General features: G+C 60.8%; 20 protein-coding genes. 1 reads left to right on the forward strand and 19 read right to left on the reverse strand.

Annotation, left to right across the window (positions count from 1 at the left end; translation table 11 throughout):
* Positions 1-174 precede the first annotated feature (174 nt).
* The 19 genes from ftsA to KG007_RS04185 all read right to left on the reverse strand — a co-directional run bounded on the left by ftsA (position 175) and on the right by KG007_RS04185 (position 23,867).
* Positions 175-1,659 carry a cell division protein FtsA gene (gene ftsA, locus KG007_RS04095; protein WP_195459718.1) on the reverse strand — a complete coding sequence of 495 codons (1,485 nt, stop codon included), beginning with the start codon at positions 1,657-1,659 and terminating at the stop codon, positions 175-177.
* 12 nt (positions 1,660-1,671) lie between these two features.
* A complete protein-coding gene (locus KG007_RS04100; RefSeq protein ID WP_195459715.1) occupies positions 1,672-2,772 on the reverse strand; it encodes a cell division protein FtsQ/DivIB in 1,101 nt (366 codons plus the stop codon).
* A gap of 143 nt (positions 2,773-2,915) precedes the next feature.
* The gene (murC, locus tag KG007_RS04105; RefSeq protein WP_213347450.1) at positions 2,916-4,298 is read right to left on the reverse strand and encodes a UDP-N-acetylmuramate--L-alanine ligase; all 1,383 of its coding nucleotides are present in this window, start codon (positions 4,296-4,298) and stop codon (positions 2,916-2,918) included.
* Between the two features lie 2 nt (positions 4,299-4,300).
* On the reverse strand, positions 4,301-5,398 hold the full coding sequence (murG, locus tag KG007_RS04110) for an undecaprenyldiphospho-muramoylpentapeptide beta-N-acetylglucosaminyltransferase (RefSeq protein WP_213347451.1): 1,098 nt from the start codon (positions 5,396-5,398) through the stop codon (positions 4,301-4,303).
* Positions 5,399-5,457: 59 nt separating this feature from the next.
* Positions 5,458-6,999: a YifB family Mg chelatase-like AAA ATPase gene (locus KG007_RS04115; protein ID WP_213347452.1), complete on the reverse strand. Its 1,542-nt coding sequence runs from the start codon at positions 6,997-6,999 to the stop codon at positions 5,458-5,460.
* Positions 7,000-7,044: 45 nt separating this feature from the next.
* Positions 7,045-8,601 (reverse strand): replicative DNA helicase, encoded by a 1,557-nt coding sequence (gene dnaB, locus KG007_RS04120; RefSeq protein WP_195459704.1) that lies wholly within the window; start codon positions 8,599-8,601, stop codon positions 7,045-7,047.
* Positions 8,602-8,846: 245 nt separating this feature from the next.
* Complete coding sequence (locus KG007_RS04125) at positions 8,847-9,569, reverse strand: ComF family protein (protein WP_213347453.1); 723 nt, start codon at positions 9,567-9,569, stop codon at positions 8,847-8,849.
* Positions 9,553-11,811, reverse strand: a complete 2,259-nt coding sequence (gene priA / locus KG007_RS04130) for a replication restart helicase PriA (protein ID WP_213347454.1) — start codon at positions 11,809-11,811, stop codon at positions 9,553-9,555. The genes KG007_RS04125 and priA overlap by 17 nt, the downstream gene beginning before the upstream one ends.
* Entirely contained in the window at positions 11,811-12,704 is an 894-nt protein-coding gene (locus tag KG007_RS04135) for a YitT family protein (protein WP_213347455.1), read from the reverse strand. Before KG007_RS04135 ends, priA begins: the two co-directional genes overlap by 1 nt.
* A 19-nt stretch (positions 12,705-12,723) precedes the next feature.
* Positions 12,724-13,689 carry a TIGR01212 family radical SAM protein gene (locus KG007_RS04140; protein WP_195459693.1) on the reverse strand — a complete coding sequence of 322 codons (966 nt, stop codon included), beginning with the start codon at positions 13,687-13,689 and terminating at the stop codon, positions 12,724-12,726.
* A 6-nt stretch (positions 13,690-13,695) separates the two neighbouring features.
* Entirely contained in the window at positions 13,696-15,906 is a 2,211-nt protein-coding gene (locus tag KG007_RS04145; RefSeq protein WP_213347456.1) for a DNA/RNA non-specific endonuclease, read from the reverse strand.
* Between the two features lie 76 nt (positions 15,907-15,982).
* Entirely contained in the window at positions 15,983-17,458 is a 1,476-nt protein-coding gene (locus KG007_RS04150; RefSeq protein WP_249413237.1) for a DNA/RNA non-specific endonuclease, read from the reverse strand.
* A 19-nt stretch (positions 17,459-17,477) separates the two neighbouring features.
* Positions 17,478-17,930: a D-aminoacyl-tRNA deacylase gene (dtd, locus tag KG007_RS04155; RefSeq protein WP_213347457.1), complete on the reverse strand. Its 453-nt coding sequence runs from the start codon at positions 17,928-17,930 to the stop codon at positions 17,478-17,480.
* A 12-nt stretch (positions 17,931-17,942) separates the two neighbouring features.
* Positions 17,943-18,629, reverse strand: a complete 687-nt coding sequence (locus tag KG007_RS04160; RefSeq protein ID WP_213347458.1) for an RluA family pseudouridine synthase — start codon at positions 18,627-18,629, stop codon at positions 17,943-17,945.
* Positions 18,630-18,638: 9 nt separating this feature from the next.
* Positions 18,639-19,094 carry a cytidine deaminase gene (locus KG007_RS04165; RefSeq protein ID WP_213347459.1) on the reverse strand — a complete coding sequence of 152 codons (456 nt, stop codon included), beginning with the start codon at positions 19,092-19,094 and terminating at the stop codon, positions 18,639-18,641.
* Between the two features lie 300 nt (positions 19,095-19,394).
* Positions 19,395-20,084: an SIMPL domain-containing protein gene (locus KG007_RS04170; RefSeq protein WP_213347460.1), complete on the reverse strand. Its 690-nt coding sequence runs from the start codon at positions 20,082-20,084 to the stop codon at positions 19,395-19,397.
* Between the two features lie 249 nt (positions 20,085-20,333).
* Positions 20,334-21,746 (reverse strand): 23S rRNA (uracil(1939)-C(5))-methyltransferase RlmD, encoded by a 1,413-nt coding sequence (gene rlmD, locus KG007_RS04175; protein WP_213347461.1) that lies wholly within the window; start codon positions 21,744-21,746, stop codon positions 20,334-20,336.
* 132 nt (positions 21,747-21,878) lie between these two features.
* Positions 21,879-23,012 (reverse strand): AAA family ATPase, encoded by a 1,134-nt coding sequence (locus KG007_RS04180; protein WP_213347462.1) that lies wholly within the window; start codon positions 23,010-23,012, stop codon positions 21,879-21,881.
* A gap of 30 nt (positions 23,013-23,042) precedes the next feature.
* A complete protein-coding gene (locus tag KG007_RS04185; RefSeq protein WP_213347463.1) occupies positions 23,043-23,867 on the reverse strand; it encodes an alpha/beta hydrolase in 825 nt (274 codons plus the stop codon).
* Positions 23,868-24,038: 171 nt separating this feature from the next.
* On the opposite strand from KG007_RS04185, the gene KG007_RS04190 reads away from it, so the two are divergent.
* The gene (locus KG007_RS04190; RefSeq protein ID WP_213347464.1) at positions 24,039-24,707 is read left to right on the forward strand and encodes an MBL fold metallo-hydrolase; all 669 of its coding nucleotides are present in this window, start codon (positions 24,039-24,041) and stop codon (positions 24,705-24,707) included.
* Positions 24,708-24,740: the final 33 nt, after the last annotated feature.

Consider the following 24,740-nt stretch of genomic DNA (forward strand, 5'->3'; position numbering starts at 1 on the left):
ATTTATATTCATTCCGAAGCCCCTGTTCCGTCGCTCGCGGCGGATATAAGTTCTCCCCGGGGAAGGGGTTTGGGGCGGAGTCGGATTTGCAAACACGGCCAAAGGCCGTGATAACCCGACCGGCGCTCTTCGGAAAACGGCGGCATATCACCACCACCGTATTGAAGGCTCCAACTAAATCTCCTCGTCTTCGGCCGCCGAGAAACTCTTGTTGATCTTGTCGAAGGTCTTTTGGAAGATCGCACCCCAGTTGCGGTTGCGTTTGGGTTCGATCATCGGCGGTTCGTCGTCAAATCCGTCTGTCGGCCGGTCAGCCGTTTCGGGTTCCGACGGCGAATCGGGGTCGGGAGCAGCCGCCACAGGCGGCGTATAAGGCTGTGCCGCACGGGGCTGCGGAGCCTTGAACCCACCGGCCGCCGGCTGAGGCTGCGGGGGCGTGAAGGGTTGGCGCGGAGTTGCTCCCGGAGCAGCGGCTGCGGGAGTAACAGGCCGTTCGATAACGGTACAGCCCCCCAGTTCGGCTCCCTTGATGAGGATACCCACGGCAGTCGAGAACGCCGCGTCGGCGACCTTCTCTTTCGACTCCTCGGTGATACCCGTTTCGGGAACGGCGACACGTACGTCCATGCCCGTCACACGGCGGAACAGTTCGTCGAGGTCCTTGAGTTTAGCCGAACCGCCCGTCAGCACGATGCCGTAGGCCAGTTTTCCGGCATAGCCGGAATCCTTGATCTCCTGCATCACGAATTCGGCAATGTCCGTAGCACGGGCCTCGATCACCGTCGCCAGATTGCGCAGCAGAATATCTTTCGCCTCGCGGGCCGTACGGCCGTTAACGCGGATCAGCTTGTCTTCGGGGGCCAGTTCGGCAACAGCCGAACCGTATTTCTGTTTGAGGCTCTCGACGTGTTTTTCGGGAACGCTCATCGTACGGATGTCGCGGTTGATGGCCGACGCACCCATCGGGATCGAAGCGATGTAACGTACCACGTTGCGGTAGTAAACAGTCACGTCGGTAACCCCCGCGCCGACGCTGACCACGGCGACGCCCTCCTCCTTCTCATCGGGCAGCACCACCGCCTCGGGCGTTGCCAGCGCATCGGACATAACGTCCAGCATCTTGATTCCAAGCCGCTTAAGCGCCATATCGAGGCGCTGCATCGGAGTTTTGAGACAAAGGATGAAATTGAACGTCGACGAGAGTTTTTTACCGAACGAACCCACCGGATTGCGCACCTCCTGGCTGTCGTCGACCAGGTAGTTCTGGGGCACACGCTCCATGATGGTCTCGTCGTCGGGAGCCTGAACATTGCGCATGCGGTCGAACAGGGCGTCGACATCCTTCTGGTTGACGCCGTTCTGAGGGTCGTAGACAAAGACATGGTCGGTGTGGCGCGCACAGCGCACGAAATCACCCGAGATACCCGCATACGCCTCCGTAATGCGGATTCCGAGTTGCTGCTCGGCTTCCGACACGGCTTCGCGGATGGCGCGGCTCACCAGTTCGATATTCTCGATCCGGCCCGCGTTCACCCCTTCGACAGGCTTCGTGACGATGCATGCCACGTCAAGCAGGCCTTCGGGCGTCTTCTCCCCGACGGCCACCACGACCGACGAGCAGCCTAAATCGACGGCAACGGTATAATTCTTTTTTTCCACGGTATAATCCTTTTACTTCTTGCAGACCACCTGGTCGTTATATCTGATGTCAATAGTACGGTATTCGCTCCAGCCGATCGACGAAAGGCCGCTGCGGTAGAACCTCAGCAGTTTGTCGAACTTGCGTTCCACGTCGTCCAGCCGGCCGAAGAGGATGGTGTAGCGGCCGCTGCGGGGCGTAAGTTCCACCTCCAATGCTCCGCTGGGGGTCGTTTGGGCGGTGATCTGCACCACTTCCGACCTCCAGAAATCATCGTCTTCGACAGTTTCTACAAAGGTAAGGAGTTTCATGAAATCTTCGTAGCTTTTCTCCAACTTTTTTTGTTTCCGTCGTTCAGCCTCCTGCTGTGCGGCGATATGCTCGATCTGCTGGCGGATCACGATAGAGCGGTAGCGGTAGCTGCGGCGCAGTTCGGCCTTCTTTTCGCGCAGCGCATCGACCCGCGCATCGAACTCCTGCGAGCCCTCCAGCCGCCACCACTGCCGCTTGAGGCGCATCCGCCGCAGGGCCGAAATATTACGGTCGTTTTCCAGTTCACGACGGTAAAGGGGGTATTTGTCGCGTTCAAGCTCGGCGATGCGGTCGTCGATCTCGCGCAGGCGGTGGTCGATATGGCCCCGTACGCTCCCCACATACGACGCAGGGAAGGGCGGGCGGTAACTTCCGGTGACCACAGGCACGTAAAGCGACGACGCCCGCGGCGCCGCGAAGACATAACCGTCGCTCGTCACATAGGCGTTCATGCCGTCGGTCAGCAGGCGCAGCAGCGGCTTGCGCTGGCTGATCGTAATATGCAGGGTCCCCTCGTAAGAGACATAGGCAGCCGTTTTATCCACGAATCCGTTGCGGGCGATCAACTGTTCGATCGCCGTCAGGTCGACAGCGTCAACCGCCGTGCCAAGCGTCTTGATTCCGCTGTGCGAAATCCACGCGCGAACCATCGCCGCCGAGACCAGGTGGCCCTGCGAAGAGCTGTCCACCACCTCGATCTCCATGCTTCCGACCTTCTTCGACAAGCGCACACGGCGTGCCGCCGAGCCTGCAAAGACAATGTATGCAGCCACGGCGACCCACACGAGGGTCAGGAGCGAGTATCGGAGGTAGCGGGACATCAAATCATAAATTAAAGATTAAGAATTAAAAATGAAAAATTATTTAAGCCACGTAAGAAATCGTTTCTGCCAAACATAAGATAACTTACCAATTCCAGCCGGAAACGAAAATGCCCAAAAGCATATACTTGTATTTTTAATTTTTAACTTTTCATTTTTAATTGCTCCGCCAATGCGGAGCAGCAGGCGTCGATATTGCCTGCCCCGAAACTGATCACAACGTCGGTGTCCATCGCGGCTACCTCATCGGCAAGCCGGTCGCGGTCGACGATCCGGCACGGCACGGCGACCCGTTCGGCGATGATCTCGGACGTGATGCCCGGAATCGGCTCCTCGCGCGCCGGATAAATCGGCAGCAGCAGCACCTCGTCGGCATGCGACAACGCCTCGGCGAACTCCGCATACAAATCGCGCGTGCGGGTGTAGAGGTGGGGCTGGAACAGCGCCGTGATCCGCCGCCCGGGGAACATCCGGCGGACGGAGGTGAGCGTCGCGGCCAGTTCGCGCGGATGATGGGCGTAGTCGTCCATATAGACCTGCCTGGGCGTGTTGACGTAAAATTCGAACCGCCGTTTGACCCCCGAGAACGAGGCCAGCGCATCGCGCAGTTTGTCCGCATCGAGCCGGGCCCCCTCCGCCTTCGCGGCGCACCACGCCGAAGCGACGGCCGCAACCGCATTCTCGATATTGACCCAGCCCGGGATACCGAGCGTGCACCCCTCGATCACACCCGACGGCGTTACGAGGTCGTAGCGGTAATGACCGCCTTCGAGCAACTGCACATTGCGGGCGTAGAAGTCGCACGTCTCGTCGAACGAGTAACGGTAGACGGTGATTTCCGGGTTGTCGACTACGATATCGACACCCTGTTTGAGGATCAGCGAGCCGCCCGGCCTGATCTGCCGCACGAACTGCGAGAAGGCCTCCTTCACCGCCTCGTGCGTCCCGTAGATGTCGAGGTGGTCGGCATCGGCCGAAGTGATGACCGCCACGTCGGGATAAAGCCTGAGGAACGAACGGTCGAATTCGTCGGCTTCGACAGCCAGTCTCCGGCCGCCGCCCAGCACGAGGTTACCGCCGAAATTCTTCGAAATGCCGCCCAGGAATGCACTGCCGCCGCCCGTGAGGACCCGGTTGAGCCATGCCACCATCGTCGAAGTCGTAGTCTTCCCGTGCGTACCCGCCACGGCCATCACGTATTTGCCCTCGGAGAGGTGGCCCAGCATCTGCGAACGTTTTTCGATGCAGAAGCCGTGTTCGCGGAAATAACAGTACTCGCTGTGGTCCTCGGGCACGGCGGGCGTGTAGACCACCACCGTATCCGCAGGATCGAGAAACTTTCCGGGGATCAGCCGCACATCGTCCTCGTAGTGGACTGCGGCTCCTTCCGCCCCGAGTTCGTCGGTCAGGTGCGAGCGCGTACGGTCATAACCCGCGACGGCATAGCCTTCGTGCAGGAAATAGCGGGCCAGGGCACTCATGCCGATCCCGCCGATACCCAGGAAATAGACGTTTTTGAATTCCATTATTACATCACTTTTACAATCTCATCCACAATATCTTCCGCAGCGTCGGGCTTGGCCAGCGCCTCGAGGTTGCGGCTCATCGCCTGCAACTTCTCCCGGTCGGCAAGCAGTTCCATCGCCCGCCGCATCGCTTTCGCCCGGCACTCGGCATCGGGGACGACGACCGCAGCTCCCCTGGCTTCCAGCGCCCGGGCGTTCTTGGTCTGATGGTCCTCGGCCACGTTGGGCGAAGGCACGAACAGCACCGGCTTGGCCACGAGGCACAACTCCGAAACCGTCCCGGCCCCGCTGCGCGAAACGACCAGGTCGGCAGCGGCGTAGGCGTAGTCCATACGGTCGATGAAAGCCCCCTGCCAGACATGCCCGGCAGGATGCGCGGCCAGAAAAGCCTGCATCTCGCGCTCGTAGTACTTGCCCGTCTGCCAGATCACCTGCACGGGAGCTTCGCCGCCCGTTTCGACGATCCACGCCTTCATCATCTCGTTCAGCGTCCGCGTGCCGAGCGACCCGCCGACCACCAGGATCACCGGAAGATCGGGCTTAAAACCGTAGTATTCCAGCGCCTCGGCGCGGTCGGCGCCCTCTTTCGAGAAGCGGCCCCGCAGGGGGTTGCCCGTCAGGACGATCTTGCACGCCGGGAAGAAACGCTCCATGCCCTCGTAAGCCGTACAGATGCGCCGCGCGCCCTTTGCGAGGATCTTGTTCGTGACGCCCGCGTAGGAGTTCTGCTCCTGGATCACGGTCGGCACGCCCATCCGCTGCGCGGCCCACAGCACCGGGGCGCTCGCGTAACCGCCGAAGCCCACAACGACATCGGCCCCGAAGTCGCGGATGATCTTTTTCGCCATCCGGATACTCTTCACCGCCTTGAACGGCACGGCAAGGTTGTGCCAGTCGAGCCGCCGCTGAAGTCCCGCGATAGGCAGGCCCGCGATGCGGTAGCCCAGCGCCGGAACCTTCTCCATCTCCATCTTGCCCTCAGCCCCGACGAACAGCAGTTCGACTTCGTCGCCCAGCCGCCGTTTGAGCGCTTCGGCAACAGCCACAGCCGGGTAGATATGGCCGCCTGTTCCGCCGCCGGAAAGAATTATGCGTTTCATTATGTCGAATTTTTAATTCTTAATTCTTCATTTTTAATTGATTCCGGCAAAAGCCGGAATCACCGTCCCCAGTTTCCCCGGTCCAGCGACCGGTAGTTGATCGCCTCGGCGATATCCGCCGGGGCGATGTCGTCGCGCCCGGCCAGATCGGCAATCGTGCGTGCCACCTTCAGAATCCGGTCGTAAGCCCGCGCCGAAAGCGACAGCCCCTCCATCGCCCGTTCCAGCAGCGCCGCCGAAGCCGCATCGAGACGGCAGTATTCGCGCAGCATCGCGCTGGTCATCATCGAGTTGGTGTGGACGCCTTCCATTCCGCTAAAACGCGCCGCCTGCACCGCCCGGGCCCGGATAACCCGCTCGCGCACCGCAGCGCTCGGTTCGCCCGGAGCCGCTGCCGACAGTTCCTGCGGAGCCACGGGCGTCACCTCGACATGCAGGTCGATGCGGTCCATCAGCGGCCCCGAAATGCGGCCCATGTAACGGTGGACCGACCCCGGGGAGCAGATGCACTCCTTCGTCGGGTGGTTATAATAGCCGCACGGGCAGGGATTCATCGCCGCCACGAGCGTAAAATTCGCCGGGTATTCGACACTGTACTTCGCCCGCGAAACCACGATCTTCTTCTCCTCCAGCGGCTGCCGCAGCACTTCGAGCACACTGCGCCCGAATTCAGGCAGTTCGTCGAGCAGCAGCACCCCGTTGTGGGCCAGCGACACTTCGCCGGGCCGGGGCGACTGTCCGCCGCCGATCACGGCGACCTGCGAGGTGAGGTGGTGCGGAGCCCGGAAAGGCCGCCGGGTCATCAGTCCGCCCGTCACACCCACTTTGCCCGCCACGGAGTGTATCTTGGTCGTTTCGAGGGCTTCTTCGCGCGAAAGGGGCGGCAGGATCGTCGGCAGCCGCCGCGCAAGCATCGTCTTGCCCGACCCCGGGGCGCCGATCATAATCACGTTATGCCCTCCCGCGGCAGCGATCTCCAGGGCGCGCTTCACATGCGCCTGGCCGCACACGTCGGCGAAATCCTCGGCATAACGCGTCGCCGCCGCATCGAACGGCTCGTCGGCGGCAGGCACGGCTGGCGCGATCTGCATCTCGCCGTTCAGGTAGCCGACGACCTCGCGCAGCGTCGTGACGCTGATCACCCCGATGCCGTCCACGACCGCAGCCTCGGCGGCATTTTCCGCCGGCAGCACCACACGCCGCAAACCTTCCGAGCGCGCCCGGATCGCAACGGGCAGTACGCCCCGCACGGGTTTCAGCGAACCGTCGAGCGACAATTCGCCGACGAACATCGTTCCGGCTACCGCCTCGGCGTCGATGCGCCCCATCGCCGCGAGAATCCCCACGGCGATCGGCAGGTCGAAGCCCGAACCCTCCTTGCGCAAATCCGCCGGGGCGAGGCTGACGACCACTTTTTTACCCGACATCCGTTCGCCCGAGTTCTCGAACGCCGCCCGGATGCGCTGTTCGCTCTCCTTCACGGCGTTGTCCGGCAGTCCCACGAGGTACATGCCCAGGCCGCCGCCCGCGATGTTGACCTCGACGGTCACCGCCACGGCGTCGATCCCGACGACTGCTCCTGCATAAGTTCGGACAAACATGTTCCCGCAATCTTTAATTATGAACCGTGCATTCTGAACGGTGCGTCAAAACGGCGCCTCTTCGTCGATCTTCGCCGAACGGTTCACGTCGAATTCCCCGCCCATCGCCGCACCGAGGCCCGATGCGGCCGAGGGGTTGTTCGAACCGCTGGCGTAGTCGTCGTAGGCCTGCTGGCTCTCCGTCGCCTGTGCGGGCGGCAGCATCGAATCCTCCACGTCGGCAAAACGCGCCTGTTCTTTCAGGAAGCGCAGGTTCACGTCGCACACCGCACCGTTACGGTGCTTGGCGAGGATGATCTCGGCCATACCCGCCGTAGGCATGCCGTTCTCGTCCTGGTTGATGCCGTAATACTCCGGACGGTGAATGAAGGCCACGATGTCGGCGTCCTGCTCGATGGCGCCCGACTCGCGAAGGTCCGACAACTGGGGGCGCTTCGAGCCGCCGCGCATTTCGGTGGCACGGCTCAACTGCGACAGGGCAATCATCGGCACGTTCAATTCTTTGGCGATGGCCTTGAGCGTACGCGAGATGAAAGCCACCTCCTGCTCGCGGTTGCCCTTCGTATCCTGGTTGCCGGTCATCAGCTGGAGGTAGTCGATAATGATGATCTTGATGTCGTTGTGAATCTTCAGGCGGCGGGCCTTCGAACGGAACTCGAAGACCGAAAGGGCCGGGGTGTCGTCGATAAACAGCGGCGCGGAGCCCAGCGGCTTGGTGGCCGATTCGAGATGCCGCCACTGCTCGGGCGTCAGGCGGCCCGACTTGACATCGTTACCGCTCAGGCCGGTTTCGGCGATGATCAGACGCATCATCAACTGCACGGAGGACATTTCGAGCGAAAAGAACGCCACGCCCTGCTCGTGGTCGACGGCCATATTGCGGGCCATCGAAAGCACGAATGCGGTCTTACCCATCGAAGGACGTGCGGCGATGATCACCAGGTCCGACAACTGCCAGCCCAACGTCACACGGTCGATAGCCATAAAGCCCGACGGCACGCCGCTGAAAGCGCTGGTGTTCTTCGACGCCTCTTCGATCTGCATCAGCGCACGGGCCAGGATGTCCTTCGACGACTGCACCGAACGCTTCACATGCCCCTCGGCAACCTTGAAAATCTCGCCTTCGGCATAGCCGATCAGTTCGGTTACGTCGGTCGATTCGTCGTACGACCGCTTCTGGATTTCCGTTGCCGAACGGATCAGCTCGCGCTGAACGTATTTCTGGGCGATGATCTTGGCGTGGAACTCGACGTTGGCCGCCGAACCGACCTTCTGGGTCAACTGGGCCAGGTACGAAGCCCCGCCCACCTTCTTCAGTTCCTTCTTGGCCTTGAGCCGCTCGGTCACGGTGTAGAGGTCGATGGGCTTCAGTTCCATCGACAACTCGTTGATCGCCTTGTAGATCAGCCGGTGCTCCTCGGTATAGAACGCATCGGGGGAGACAAACTCCTGCACCGTGATGATGCAGTCCTTTTCGAGCATCAGCGCACCGAGCACGGCCTCCTCCAGCTCGACCGCCTGCGGGGGTACATTGCCGACGGTATCGGTCATCGCCTCGAACGCCTCCCGGTTACGGGAGGAGGGTGTAAAATCTTTCGCCATGTATAATCGGATTCTTTCAAAGGTCAAAAGTAAGCATAAGCGGGGAGAAATCAAAACCGAACGGAGGCCCAGTTTGTCGAAAACTATGTTTATAACATAGCTTTCGACAGCGAACGCCAAAACGACCCGGACGCCGGACCACCGAAGACCGCCCCGTTTACAACCCGGCCCCGCTCCAAGCCCCGCCCACGGCAGGCGTTTGCCGCGTGCGGCCGGAATAGGGTCCTGTTGATAAGTTTTTAAATCTACTCCTTCACACCCAGTTCGCGCTGCGAAACGGCAAGGGCGGCGATGCTGATGCGGCAGCCGGGCGCGTCGCGCAGAATGGCGGCGGCACACGAAAGGAGCGTCGACCCCGTGGTCATCACGTCGTCGACCAGCAGGACGTGCCGCCCGGCAAGCCGTTCGGGCCGACGGACAGCAAAGGCGTCTTCGACATTCCGGGCCCGTTCGCGACGGGGTTTGAGGGCCTGGCTGGCGGTGTTGCGCGTGCGGCGGACGCTGCCCCGGTCGACCGGAACACCCAACTGCGCGGCAATTCCTTCGGCAATGTATTCCGACTGGTTGTACCCCCTCCGGCAACGCTTAAAAGGGTGCAGCGGCAGCGGAACGACCACTTCCACATCGTCGTAGAGGCCGCTTTCGCGCAGATAACGCCCGTACCACTCACCCATCGCCCGGGCCGTACGCCAGGCGCCGCGGTACTTGAAGCCGTGAATCAGCCGCCGCCAGCCGCTTGCGTGGACGAAGAAGAGGAAACCCGAAGCCTGACTGACAGGAACCATCCCCCAGCATTTGCGCACGACGGGATTATCGGCCTCGCGCCAGTACCCTGTCAGCGGCGCCGTGGCGCGGCAGAAGGTGCAGACCGTCCGTTCGCCGCGCGCGAGCGGCTCCCCGCAAACGGCGCAGCGCGGCGGGAACAGCAGCGACGCGATGTCGTGCGCAAGGTCACTGAGGATCGACATTGACGACGACGGTAATCGATTTGAACGCAGGATTTTCGCCGAAGGCCTTCAGTTCGGCCGAAAGCAATTCGCGGGCGCGGGCCGACGATGCACCGCTCTCGATTTTCAGCAGGAGCCCCACGAGGTATTCGCCGCGGATGCGGTCGACGGGCGGGGTCATCGGCCCCAGCAGCCGGCGGCCGAAACGAATGCGCAGGCGTGCGGCCAAGTCCATCACCCCACCCCGCAGCACCGAAGGATCGCGGTGGCGCAGCACGAGCGACGTGAGCCGCGCATAAGGCGGATAAAAGAAGGCTTCGCGCTCGGAGAGCTGCGCCCGGGCCATGGCGCCAAAATCGCCCTCCGCAACCTGCCGGATAACGGGATGCCCGGGTTCGGAGGTCTGAATCACCACCTCGCCGCCTTCAGAACGGCGTCCGGCACGGCCCGCCACCTGCATCATCAGTTGAAAAGCCCGTTCGGCGGCCCGGAAATCGGGGTTATTCAGCAGGTTGTCGGCATTGAGGATGCCCACGAGCGACACCCCCGCGAAGTCGAAACCCTTGGTGATCATCTGCGTACCGACCAGAATGTCGGTCCTGCGGGCCTCGAAATCGGCGATAATGGCATTGAAAGCCCGTTCGGAGGTCACACTGTCGCGGTCCAGACGAGCGACACGCGCTTCGGGGAAGATTTTGGCGATCTCTTCCTCGACCTTCTCCGTCCCGAAACCCATCGGAATCACGTCGGTGACCTTGCACGAAGGACATTTCGCCGGAACGGACTCCGTATAGCCGCAGTAGTGGCAGACGAGTTTCTGTCCGCCCTTGTGGTAGGTCAACGTCACATTGCAGTGAGGACAGCGGGCTGTCCAGCCGCATTCGGAGCACTCGACATAGGGTGAAAACCCGCGGCGGTTCTGGAACAGCATCACCTGCTCGCCCCGGTCGAGGGTCTCGCCGATCTTGTCCAGCAAAAGTTTGTTGAAATGGGCTTTGCGCTCGCCGCGCTTGGCGGCCCGCAGGGTGTCGGAAACCAGAATTTCGGGCGGCCGGGCGTCGCCGTAACGCTCGGTCAGCTCCGCACGGCCATACTTGCCCGACGAGGCGTTGAGCCACGTTTCGAGCGACGGCGTGGCGCTGCCGAGCAGCGTCCTGCCCCCGCCGAGACGCGCCATCACCACGGCGCAGTCGCGGGCGTTGTAACGCGGCGCCGGATCGGCCTGTTTGTAGCTGGCGTCGTGCTCCTCGTCGACAATGACCAGTTGCAGGCGCTTCAGCGGCAGGAAGATCGACGACCGCACACCGACCACGAACTCGCCTCCCTGGGAGCGGTTCAGCCGCAGATAGGTCTCCGTACGGCGGTGGTTGGTGAGTTTCGAATGATAAGGGGTGACGCGGCTGCCGAAGATGCGCTCCATGCGCTCGATCAGTTGCGCCGTGAGGGCGATTTCGGGGACAAGCAACAGCACGTCGCCGCCCCGGGCCAGCACTTCGGCAATCAGGTGGATGTAGATTTCGGTCTTGCCCGAGCCGGTGATGCCCTGCAACAGGGCCGTGGTTTTCCCGGCGGCGAACTGTTCGCGCAAGGCATCCAGCGCCGTGAGCTGCTGCGGGGTCAGCTCCGGAAGGCGGAAGGCCGAGCCACCGCGTTCGACGGTACGTTCCCGCTCCGTACAGACGATGTATTTCTTGCGTTCGAGGGCGTGCAGCACGGCATAATCGGCCCGGAGCAGGCGGCGGGCGATTTCACCCGTCGAAATACGCGTCTCGTCGCCGGCCGAGGCCAGTTCGAGCAGCGCCTCGTATTGTTTGGGGGCGCGGCGTTCGATTTTTTCGCAGATTTCGTTAAAACGGCCTTCGTCGTGGAGCTCCGGAGCCAGCGACACGTAACATTCGGTCCGGGGACGAAACTCCTCTTCGGAAAACTCCTCCTCCGTGTCGCCCGAAGGTTTCATCAGCGCCGGCAGCGCCACGCGCATCACCTCGCCCAAAGCGCACATGTAATACGAAGCGATCCACTCCCACAGCGCCATCTGCTGCGCCGAGAGCAGGGGCGCGTCGTAGAGTATGCGCTGAATCGGTTTTACGGTCTTGAAGTCGGGCCGGCGGTCATGAACCCGCCACACGATGCCCGTATAGAATTTGCGGGCGCCGAACTGCACCGCTACGGCCTGCCCCGCCGCGGCCTCCATGCCCTCGGGCACAGCAAACGTGTAAGCGGGCTGCGCCAGCGGCAGGATTATATCGGCATAGCGCTGCATCAGCCTTTGCTGATTGCCTGGAATCCTTTACCGTAAACGCCCATGACCGAGCCGACGGTCATAAAGGCTTCGGGGTCGATGGTCTTGACGAATTTGAGGATCATCGCGGTCTCGCGCTTGCGGCAGACCACCATGACGATTTTGGACTCTTTTTTCGAATACCACCCCTGCGAGTCGATGAGCGTCACGCCGCGGTGGACGTTGTCGACGATGGCCTGGGCCATTTTCTCGTAGTCGTGCGTCACGATAAAGACCTGGCTCGACTGCTGGCTTCCGGCCATGATCATATCGACCGTGTAACCCACGACGGCCGTCATGACGTAACCGTAGATCACCGCGCTGATACCCATTCCCACGAGCATTGCGGAGGCGATGATGACAAAATCGGAGTAGATGAGGATTTTGCCGTAGCTGACCGTGCGGTACTTGTTGATGATCATGGCCACGATGTCCGTGCCGCCCGTCGAACCGCCCTGCGAGAAACACAGCGCGATACCCGCACCGGCCAGGATACCGCCCATGACGATCGCCAGCAGGTTGTCGACCCCGAGGAAATTGCCCTCGGGGAGCACCTCCTGCCAGAAGTTCATGCCGATGGAGATCACCACCACGCAGAAAATGGTCTTGAGGCCGAAATTCCATCCTACGATAAACCCGGCAATCGCGAGCAGGATCGCATTGACGATGAAGACCATCGTACCGATCTGCAGGTCGATTCCCACCGAAGCGAGGGCGTTGCACAACACGAGCGACAGACCAGCCGCGCCGCCGCCGACGCCGCCCGCCGGGAGGATGCAGCCGATCCAGCCGAAAGAGTACATCAGCATGCCGACGGCCATCAGGATATACTCCTTGACGGGCTTCAGCACGATATCCGGATTGATGGATTTCATAGGGATGGGGTTATTCGGGTTATTCGGTATTTTCTTCCGCAAAGGTAGTAAAAAATTCGCCTTGATAAGTATTGCGTTCTTCCAATCTTTTTTCGAGCATCGCAAGCAGTTGTTCGTTGCGCAACAGGCCCCAGTTACGGCCGTAATGATAACGCGGCGGAGCCTCCGAAGCGAAGCGTTCGACGACCAGTCCGGGGCGCAGCCGGCGGAGAATTTCGACGAACAGGTCGATGTATTCTTCCGGCTCCCAGAAGCGGAAACGCTCCGGCGCGGCGTCGTACTCGGCAGCCATCGGCGTCGAGCGGAAAACCTGCAACTGGTGGAACTTCACGGTCGTGAGCGGCAGGGCGTTGATCCGCGCCGCCTGGTCGAGCAGCATCGCATCCGTTTCGCCCGGAAGCCCGAGGATAAAATGCGCTCCGACATGCAGACCCCGCCCGGCGGTCATCTCCACGGCACGGCGGGCGCACGCGAAATCGTGGCCCCGGTTGACGGCGCGCAGCGTAGCGTCATACGTGGATTCGATGCCGTATTCCACGGCGACATACCGATCCCGGGCCAGCTCCGCGAAGTAGTCGAGTTTGCGTTCGTCGACGCAGTCGGGACGCGTACCAACGACGATACCCGCCACGTCGGGATGCGCGAGGGCCTCGCCGTAAAGCTCCCTGAGCCGCTCCAGCGGAGCGTAGGTGTTGGAAAAGGACTGAAAATAGACCAGATAACGCTGCGCCGTGCGGTAGCGGTTGCGATGGAATTCGATCCCTTCGGCGATCTGCTGCCCAACGCTTTTCGAGGGCATGCAATAAGAAGGGGTGAACGCTCCGTTGTTACAGAACGTACACCCTCCCTTGCCGATCGTCCCGTCGCGGTTGGGGCAGGTGAAACCCGCATCGACGGAAAGTTTCTGCACCCGGCAGCCGAACAGACGGCGGAAGTACCCCGCATAGGAGTTGAACCGCCTCGTATCGCCCCACGGGTAGATCATCGTCGCCTAAAAATTCCAGTCGTTCGGATTATAGTTGTTCTTCGGCACGTTGGGCACATTGGGGAAGAACGTATGCCCCGTAAGGCGTTCGATCTCCGCAACGCTCTTGAACACACCCTTCGACTCGAAATCGGCGGCTTTGACCACCTCGTTCTTGGCGTAGGTCTTGTGCCGGACGAGGATGGCGATGGACTGCAGTTCACTCTGCGAACAGTCGACCACCCACTTCTTGCCGGCGCTTTTCTTGGCCTTGAGCAGCACGATGTAATAGTGCGTCGGGATGGTCGTGCCGTCCACGACCTTGGACGTATTCTCCCAGTAGGTTCCCACCACCTGGTAGCAGGTGTCGGCCAGGCCGCGCCACTGCTTGTCGACCCAGTCTTCGGCCGTGTTCCACTGGCCGCCGCCGGTGTTGAAATAGGTCTGGAGCTGGGGGCCGATATTCGAATAATAGAAAACGTCGCGGTTGACGTTGGTCGTCACACGCCGCTCGTTCGAGCCGAGCATGTGTCCGCGCGTATAGCCGTCCCAATGCCCCACCTGCGTACATTTGATGTCCGGATCGCTCCGGTAGGCGTTCGTCCGGTTCACGCCGCCCGTATAGCAGTCGTGCAGCGGGGCGGCCACCCAGACCGGACAGCGGTAGGGCTTGCTGTAACAGGTCGAGAAATTACGCGCCTTCGTACCGCTCGACGGATAGTCCGGGCAGAGGTGGTAGGCATAGTAATATTCGTTATCGAGTTTCAGGGCGTCTTCGACCGGAAGTTCGGCCCAGCCCGTATAGCGCACGTTTTCCGACGGTTTTCCGGACTCGTCGAAAGTCGTGAACGAAGCCGTTCCGCCCGAATAGACCTTGCCGTCGACGGCTACGCACAGCCGGAACGAATAGCGGGTCGAAGGGGTCAGTCCGGTCAGCTGCGCGCTTTTGTCGCCGGGCCGGATGTCCGCCACACCGGCACGCACTTCAGCCCCGGTCGAGGTCTTGTAAAGGAAATAGGCATCCGAGACCGTCTTATCGCCGGTATACGTATAGGAACACGAAATCGTCGCACTGTTCTTCGTCAGATCGGCGAACGACGGATCGCCGAACGCAGGTTCATCGACGGGATCGGGAGGCGTCACGCTTCCGCCGCCGCAGTTGATCTTGATAGAGGCCACGTAGTTCGCACCATCGCCGCTGTTGAGCGTAAAATAGCGGCAGGCATAAGCCGAGCAGTCGAAAACATAGGTATCGCCCGCACCGACGGCTTTCAGTCCGTCGCCCGAGGGGACGGGCGTGTCGCCCAGGGCGAGCGTCATGTCCTTATCGTTGGAGTTCGATTTGAAGACCACCTCGACGCTGCGGATGACGCCCCGGTCTTCGAGATTGGCCAGGTAACCCGCCGAACGCTTGAACTGGATACCGTTGTCGTTCTGGAAATTGGCCACGTTCTTCAACTGGTAGTCGTGTCCGTCGATCTTATACGTGACCGCGCTGCCCGGATAGGATTTCGGCCAGCCGCCGAGGTCCGGATTCAGCGCTACCGTCACAGCCGGATCCTCGCCGCCGGAGCCGGCGGCCGCCTGGATGACATAGACCGAATTGGCCAACTCGCCGGCATAGTAGAACTGGATTTTCGCCGTACGTTCCGACGCATCGGGATTGGCGTCCACGTGAAACGTGATTTCACCCTCCTCCGAGTCGTCGAACGAGTTGATCCATTTGTCCAGATACGCCAACTCGGGCCATTCGCCCTCGACGGGATTGTGGAGGACGTAGGTAATCACGTAATCGCCCTGCGTAGCGGGAACCCGCATGGCCAGTTCGCTGGTGATCTCCAGGCCGGGTTCGTCGCCTATTTCGAGCGTCGTGAACGAAACCGTCTCGCTGACGACCCGTTGCGACCCCAGGTCGGCATAGGCATATACGCGGTAAGTCGTGGAAGACTTCAGCCCCGTCAGGCGGCAGCCCAGCACGTTCCCGGTTACGGTAGGATCGGCAACCACCGAAAAATCCGCCTCGGCCTGATCCTCGGTTCCGTAGGCGAATCCCGCATCGACGGCCTTGAGCAGTTCGGCGCTGAACTCGGCGCCGCAGGTTACGGCCGCCGAGGTATAGCTGACATCGCCCACCTCGGGGGCTTTGAAACGGAGTTGCGACGGGGTGGTCTCGTCGTCTTTACAGGAGACGAAGGCCACGGTAAGGCCCAGGAAAAGGAGTGTAATTATTTTTTTCATCGTAAATTGAAATTGCTTCATCGGCACAACAATCCCGGCGAAGAACGAAAACCGTCCTTCGTCGGGATGCGTGTATTTATATTTTCCAGAAAGAGCCGTCGAGGGTCGCCTTCGGCGCATTGGGCACGTTGGGGAAGAACGTCTGGCCGGTCTGCTCCTCGATCCACGAAACCGACTTGATAAACTGCGACGGCTGGGACCCCGAATAAACCTTGTGCTCGAACCAATAACCCGCACATTCGATCTGGTCGGACGTGAGCGTCCAGATCGGCTTCCCGGTATTGCCGCTCTTCGAGCGAATCAGCACCTTATAGTAGTGCGTCGGCACGGTAACCGTATTGTTGTCGTTATCCTTGCAATGTTTGTTTTCGTTGGCGAAATAAGCTCCCGTAACCATATAAAGCGTATCGGAACAGATCATCTTGTGGCAGTTCTTTTCGAGCGTCGACCAGATGCCGCCGTTGAATCCGTCCTGAATCTGCGGCGACATGTTGGTATAGTAGAACGTCTGTTTGTTGGTCGGCTTGTCCGACTGCCGGTCGTTGGAGGCGAGCATGTGCCCGCGCGAGAAGCTGCCGTCGCCGCTGGCTTGGTAGGACGAACTCAAATCGGGCTGCACCGAGGCGGGGATAACGGGATCGTATCGCCACGACTTGTTCTGCCCGCCGGCCGAACCTTCCGTATAACTCGTGTGCATCGGATAGGCCACCCAGACCGCGCCGCGCATCTTCTTGCTGTAACATACCGAGTAGTTGCGGCCGCCCGGCGCGCCGGCGCAATAGTGCGCGGCATAGTAATAATCGCCGGGACGATCCTGTACGACAGGCAATTCCGCCCACTGCGAATACTTCGCCAGGCCGGAAGTTCCTCCGCCCGGCGTTGTGAAAGAGCCCTTCCCGCTGTAATAGAACTCGCCAGCCCATGCCACACAAAGCTGGAATTCATAGACCGTCGCAGGGGTCAAACCCGTCAAACCGACCGTCTTGGGGCCCGCCCCCACCGAAACGGAGACCTGCAAATAGTCGCCTGCCGACACCGCCTTGTAACGGAAATAGACGCTGTAATCAGTGGCATCCCGGTCGAACGATAAATCACAGTTCAGCGTGGCCGTCGTCGTCGTTACGCCGGTCGCCGACGGGGTTCCGAATACGGGATCGGGGGCGGGAACCTCGCCGTCCCCGGTTTCGAAGGAGATGACAGGGCTTTCCACACGGCCCGTCGAAAGATCGGCGAAGGCGCGGACAACATAGGTCGTTTCGGGAGCAAGGCTGCTCAGCGTGGAGGAGATCAGGCGGCCGTCGACCCGGCTGTTGGTCGATTCGGCGAACGAACCGATCGTGCCGCCGATAACAGGCGCATAGGTAAATCCCACGTGGACGTTGTCCAGCACGCCGGCGCCGAAACGGGTCTGGCAGGTCATTTCGACCGTCGTACCGCTGACGGCGGCTTCGGGTGTCAGGAACCACTGGTTGTCATCGCCTTTCTTGTCGTCTCCGCAGGAAGCGGCGATGACTGTAAGGCCCAGCAGCAAAAATGCAACTATATTTTTCATTGGAATGAAAATGAGGTGTTTACTCTTTGTTTTTCGAATCCATCCAGATCGTCACCGGGCCGTCGTTGACCAGGGAGACCTGCATGTCGGCCCCGAATTCGCCCGTGGCGACCCCGTGGCCGGAGAGTTCTGCGACGCGTGCCGTAAAACGTTCGTAAAGGGGCCGCGAAACGGCTTCGGGGGCCGCCTTGATATAGCTCGGGCGGTTGCCCTTGCGCGTCGATGCTTGTAGTGTAAACTGGCTCACGACCAGGATTTCACCGCCCGTCTGCACGACATCGAGGTTCATCACCCCGGCTTCGTCGTCGAAGATGCGCAGCCGCACCAGTTTTCCGGCGAGGTATTCGATATCCTCGTCGCCGTCGTCGCTCCCGACGCCGACCAGCACCAGCAGTCCCGCCCCGATCCGGGACCGGATATCACCGCCGATGGCGACGGAAGCGTGTTTTACACGCTGAATCAGCAATCGCATAGCCGGAAAAGTTTAGCGGGTTTCGAAATAAGCCCACAGGTTGTCGCCCGCAGGCACGGGAGCCGTCACCGAGAGGGGTTCGCGGCGCACGGGGTGTTCGAACTCGACCCGGCGCGAATGGAGCGAGATGCCGCCTCCGGGCAGGGAGCGTTTGGCCCCGTATTTCAGGTCGCCGCGGATCGGGCATCCGATCTTCGAGAGCTGAGCCCGAATCTGATGGTGGCGGCCCGTAAGCAGTTCGACCTCCACGAGCGTGTAGTTCGTTCCCGCCCCGAGCGTTTCGTAGCGCAAGCGCGCCTGCTTGGCGTCGCCCTTCGGGGCGTCGTAGGCCCGCGAACGGTTGGTTTTGCCGTCACGCAGGATGTAATGGCACAGTTCGCCGCTCTCGGGCTCGGGAGTCGCCTCGGTAAGCGCCCAGTAGACCTTGTGGATGCGGCCCTCGCGGATCATCTCGTTCAGACGGACAAGGGCCTTCGAGGTTTTGGCGAAAATCACGACCCCGCTCACCGGACGGTCGATGCGGTGCACCACGCCGAGGAACACCTCGCCGGGCTTCGCGTCGCGCTGCTTGATGAAGGCCTTGATCTGGTCTTCGAGGGCGCTTTCGCCCGAGGGATCGGGCTGCACCAGATCGCCGCAGCGTTTGTTGACGATCAGCAGGTGGTTGTCTTCGTAAAGGATATCGTCCGGGTTGAACATCGTCGGAAATTACAGGATAAAGGTGAATGGCAGCAGTTTGGAAGCCGAATCGACCGCCGTCACCGTGCCGTGGCCGCTCATCAGCACCCGCATCGGGACGCCCTGGCGCCGCTCGACATCGACCATCACCTGCCGGCACTGGCCGCAGGGATAGCACTCGCGCTCCGAAGGATTCGAGGCGATGGCCAGCGTCTCGATCGGATCGTCGGCGTAGTTGGCCTGGGCATAAAACATCAGCGACCGCTCGGCACAGAGGCCCGCGGGATAAACTTCGCTTTCGAAGTTGCTGCCGTAAAGTATTCTCCCGCTGCGCAGACGCGCGGCGGCGCCTACGTGGAAGTTCGAGTAGGGCGCATGCGCATTGGCCGTGGCCCGTTCGGCCTCGGCGACCAGCCTGCGGTCCGCTTCGGGAAGTTCCGACAGCGCCGCATAATGTTCATAGTCGAAACAAAACTGCTTTTCCATAACTCCTCCTTTTTTACAGGGGTGAACTACAAAGATAATGAAATTTTCAGAAATTGCTTACTGAATCGTACTTTTTCAGCCTCTCTGCTTTCAACCCGAATCAATCGTTTCATTTTCAGGCCTTTTCCGATCCGCGAAAAAGGCTTTGCCGTCGGGACAGGTCCGGCGGGGTCCGCGCAGGCGGCATCCGAACGGTTTCCGGTATCGGGAAGAACGAGGCGGACGGGCAGTACCGAAGTACGTCCCATTCGCCTCGGACAAAGGATGTGCGGAAAATGCCGCTTATAAATCGAAACCGGCTTATTCGAGGACGAACTTCGCCTGCACGTTGTACTGCAACTTGATGGTCTTGAAATCGAGCGGTTCGTCCGCCGCCGCATCCTCGACAGCGCCCATCGCCTTGGCGCTGCGCATCACGGCCATGTTGTCGTAGAAGACGGGCATCACGTTGTTGTTCGAATCGTAGATGTAGAAACACTTGCCGACCTTCTGCCCGATGGCCTCGGCCAGCGTCGCGGCGCTCTGTTTGGCGTTCTGCATCGCCTCGACGCGCACCTGTTCTTTATACTCCTCGATCTTCGAATGCGACACCTTCAGGATCGAGACATTCGAGATGCCCAGTCCGTCGAGCGCCTGCCACACCTTGGCGACCATCGCCGAGGAACCCAGCTGCAGCTGGTATTTGGCCGTAGCCACAGAGGTATTTTTCTTGAAAAACTCGCTCGACAGGTTGGCCATCTTGAGTTGCTTCTCGACATCGACGCCCGCGCGCCTGAGCGCTGCGATCATGTCGCGCTGCTGGCTCTCGACCGAAACCTTGCCCTTCGAATCGCGTTCGTTGATGATGATCTGCAAATAGAACTCGTCGGGCGTAATCTCCTTCTCGGCGCGTCCGTTCACCTGGATGTAGCTGGGGAAAGCCTCCTGCATCTGAGCCGCTGCGGGGAGCGCGAAAAGCGCCACCGCCGCCATTAAAATCAGTCGTTTCATAATTTCTTCGTTTTAGGTAAACATCTTACAAAGATGGTGCAAGCCGCGGCATCCTGCCGGAATTATTTTCGGACAAGGCCCGTTACCATCCTTCTGTGTTTAGTAAAACGCCGGAAAACCAAAATACTGCATCCCGGAGCGAAGTTTCGCCGGGCTGCGGGCGGATTCCGCGCAAACAAACCGATTTCGCTCCCGGGCCGGGCATGCAGCGGGCAGGCCGGGCACGGCCGTGGGTTCCGGCCCGCCGCCCTATCGGCGGCGCACGAGCTTCACGACGTTCTCCACATGATGCGTATGGGGGAACATATCGACGGGCTGCACGGCCTCAACACGGTATTCGGCGTCCATCAGCGCCAGGTCGCGGGCCTGCGTGGCGGGATTGCAGCTCACGTAGACGATCCGCTCGGGCGCAGCACGCAGGATAACCCCGATCACCGGCTCGTCGACGCCCGCACGCGGCGGATCGAGGATGATCACGTCGGGACGGCCGTTCTCAGCGACGAACCCGTCGTCGAGCACCGCTTTCATGTCGCCGGCATAGAAAACCGTGTTGCCGATGCCGTTGAGTTCGGAGTTGACCTTCGCATCGGCGATCGCCTCGGGAACATACTCGACGCCCACGACTTTGGCGCAGCGGGCGGCGCAGAAATTGGCGATGGTTCCCGTTCCGGTATAGAGGTCGTAAAGCACGTCGCCGGGCTTGAGGTCCGCAAAATCGCGGGCCACCTTGTAGAGTTCGTAGGCCTGTGTGGAGTTGGTTTGGTAGAACGACTTGGGCCCCACCTTGAAACGCAGCCCCTCCATCTCCTCGATAATGTGGTCCTTGCCTTTATAGCAGACCGGGTCGAGGTCGCCCACCGAGTCGTTGAATTTCGTGTTGACGATGTAGAACAGCGACGTGATTTCCGGGAACTTCGCAGCCAGATGGTCCAGCAGGGCCGTGATGCGGGGCCGGTCGTCGCTGTTGAAAACCACGATCACCATTACCTCGCCGGTCGAAGCCGTGCGGACGATCATGTTGCGCATCAGCCCCGTATGTTCGCGGGCGTTGTGGAACGTATAACCGTTTTCGATGCAGAAACGCTTGGTCTCCATGCGGACGGCGTTCGACGGGTCGGGCTGGAGCCAGCACTTGTCGATATCCAGCACCTTGTCGAACATGTTGGGAATGTGGAATCCCACGGCAGGCGCGTCGCCGATGTCGCCCGCGGTCTCGATCTCCTCGCGCGTCAGCCAGCGGCGGCCGGCGAAGGTGAATTCGAGTTTGTTGCGGTAGAACTGCGTATGCGCCGAGCCCAGGCAGGGCGCGATTTCGGGCAGGGCGATCTTGCCGATGCGCGTAAGCTGATCGCGAACCTGCTCGGTTTTGAAGCGCAGTTGCTCTTCGTAGGGCAGATTCTGCCACTTGCAACCGCCGCAGACCCCGAAATGTTCGCAGAACGCCTCGGCGCGCAGGGGCGATTTCTTCACATAGCGGACGACGAAGCCCTCCATGAAGCGGCGGCGCTTGGATCGAATCTGCACGTCGACCACGTCGCCCGGGACGGTCAGCGGCACGAAGACCACCACGTCGTTCCAGCGCCCCATGGCCTTGCCTTCGGCGGCCAGCGTCGTTATTTCGAGCCCCTCGATCAGGGGATAGTTCGCTTTCTTTCTTGCCATTCTTGCCATAAATTCGAGTTTGGGTTGCAAAGGTATAAAAAAGCCGGACGGGTTCAAACCCAAATCAAAAGCGATGCGGTAAAATTTTCCGCCGGATAAAACGTATCGTTACGACACCGAAGGCCGCAGGAATCAACTGTTTTCCGCCTTCCTCGCTTTTGCGCGCGCCCGTACCCCGCCGAGCCAGAAGCCCAGCGCAAAAGGACCGCCGACCAGCACCGCGAGTGCCAGCACGACATAGAGCAGGATTTTACCGACGAGTCCCGGCAGGGCGTCGAGCATCGTCCGGACCAGGTCGCCGCCCGTCGTCCGCAGTTGTTCGACCAGCGCCTCGCGTTCGCGTGAAACGTATTGCTGCAACTCGCCGCGCTGGCGGTCGAAATCGGCAAAGGCGTTGTCGACCGAAGCGTTCATCGTCCAGATCAACTGCGTGGCCTGCCGGTTCAGTTCCTCCAGCACCTTGTCCGAAATCTCGGGCAGGTTTTCGGCCACGGCCACGATGCGCGCAAAACTGCGTTCGAGCGAATCGAGCTGCGCCCCGACCTGCATGCGCAGGCTGTCCTGCCCGAGCTGCATTTCGAAGATATCCTTCGACCAGCCGATACTGTTCGACATCTGCTGGGTCTGGCCGCTCAGGCGGTCGTTGACATCGGCCAGCACTTCGGCGATCGAACCTGTAGCGTAACCGCTTTCGACGCCTGCGGCCCGGAGATATTCGAGCCACGCAAGGGTCGTGTTGTCGGTCTCGTCACCTTCCGAGGCGGGATTTTCACGTACGTAATCCGCAACGAACCCCTCCATCAGGGTATAGCGGTCGTCCGGAAGCACCTGCCGGGCAAGCCGTCCGGCCCGTCGGTCGAGCCGCCGGGCAGCGTCGCGGGCAATATCGCTCTGAGGTCCGAACAGCAGCGAATCCGGCGCCCCGGCAAAGGCTTCGTTCATGCGGCGGCACAGAATCCACAGGTCGGCCAGCGCCACGTCGGGAATCCCCTGCATGGCGGCGGTCACCCCGGCGCGCGTGGCGCGGATTTTCCACCGCACGGCCGCGATGCGCACGTTCACATCGGGCGACGCGGCGACGATCGAATCGGCCGCACGGGCCACCTCGCCGGCCATATCGTAGTAAAACCCGCGCGTCATGGTCCGCACGTTCATCTGTTCTTTCGAGAGGGGATCGCCCGTAGCCACGGACACTTTCAGCAGCGAACATCCCGTGAGCGACACCGCAGCGAAAAGCGCGGCCGCCAGTTTCATCCATCCTTTCATCTTATTCCGTTTATGAGGTCCGGACCGCAATTACCTTTCCAGTTTTTTCACAAAGTCGCGGATATAGCGCACCGCAACGTAATGACCCGCCTGGGGCATGTTGCCGTGGTTGAACCCGTCGAACTCCCGAATCTGCACGTCGGGATGCCCCGCAACCTGCATCATGCGCCAGAAATAGGCATTTTCCTCGTAGCGGCCCAGCATCTCCTGTTCCCGGTCACCCGAGAGGATCAGGATCGGCGGGCAGTCGGGCCGCACGTAGTTCAGCGGCGCCATGTCGTCCACGACGGCCTGCGTGTCGGGAATGCCCATTTCGCGGCGGCGTGCAAAGTGAGTCACGACCTGCCCGCTGTAAGGAATCAGCGCCGCGAAGGCCGTGTCGGGGTCGATGCCGTAGGGCGCCATCCAGCGTTTGTCCAGGCCGATCATCGACGTAAGGTAACCGCCCGCCGAGTGCCCGGCGATGAAGATCAGCTTCGGATCGCCGCCGTACGAGGCGATGTTTTTCACCACCCACGCCGCGGCCGCGGCGGCATCCTCCACACAGTCGGCGACCTTTACGCGCGGAGCGAGGCGGTAATCCACACCCACCACAGCAAAACCTTTATCGCACAACGCCTTCGGAATATCGCGCCGCCCGCCCGTCAATCCGCCGCCGTGAAACCACACGACGGTCGGAAACCCTTTCAGGTCCTCCGGATAACAGATATCCAGCCGGCAGAGCGAATCGGCGTAACCGTCGCCCGCAGCATCGCGGTAGGCGATATTTTTTTCAGTCCTGTAAGCAGCCGTTTGGGCCGAAAGCCCCGCACAGAAGAGTGTCAGCGCGAAAAGAAGCGCAAAAAATCGTTTCATGGGATCGAGTCGTTTAGGTCATAAAGATAGGTAAATTCCCACAAAAAGTACTATCTTTGCAAAAGTAAACTTTCGCCGGGACGAGCGGCGCCGTCGCACATCCGGGAAACCGGACGGATGGGCCCGCAGCATCCTCGCGAAAGTACGGACTGCACCAAAAACAGCCTTTATATGAAAATCGCCTGCCTGCAATTCAATCCGATACAGGAAAACACCTATGTCGTCTGGGACGACACGAAAGAGTGCGTCGTAATCGACGCCGGAAACAGCAATCCGCATGAGGACGCCGCGCTCGACAACTTCATCGCCGAGCACGGGCTGAAACCCGTCATGGCGGTCAACACCCACGGCCATTTCGACCACACGCTGGGCGTCGAGCACCTCAAACAGCGCTACGGCATTCCCTTCGCCCTTTCGTCCAAGGACGGCTTCCTGCTGGACAACGCCGCGACGAGCGGTTCGGTCTTCGGCGTGAAGATCGGAGCCATGCCCACGGCGGACATCGACCTCGACACGACACCCGAAGTCCGTTTCGGCCAAACCGCCCTGCGCGTAATCCACACCCCGGGCCACACCCCGGGCCACGTGGCGCTGTACGAACCCGAGTCGAAATCGCTCTTTACGGGCGACACGCTCTTCCGCGAATCGATCGGCCGCACGGACCTTCCGGGCGGCGACTATTCGTGGATCATGCGTTCGATCCTCGACAGCCTGATTCCGCTGGGCGAAGAGGTCCACGTCTACCCCGGCCACGGCCCCGAATCGACGATCGGGCATGAAATGCTCTACAATCCCTTTATCGTCGAGGTGATGAACGAGGAGGTAAACTATCGGAATTGAATTCCGATAATTAAAAATGAAAAATTAAGAATT

The organism is Alistipes montrealensis, from assembly GCF_018362775.1.
GTDB lineage: Bacteria > Bacteroidota > Bacteroidia > Bacteroidales > Rikenellaceae > Alistipes > Alistipes montrealensis.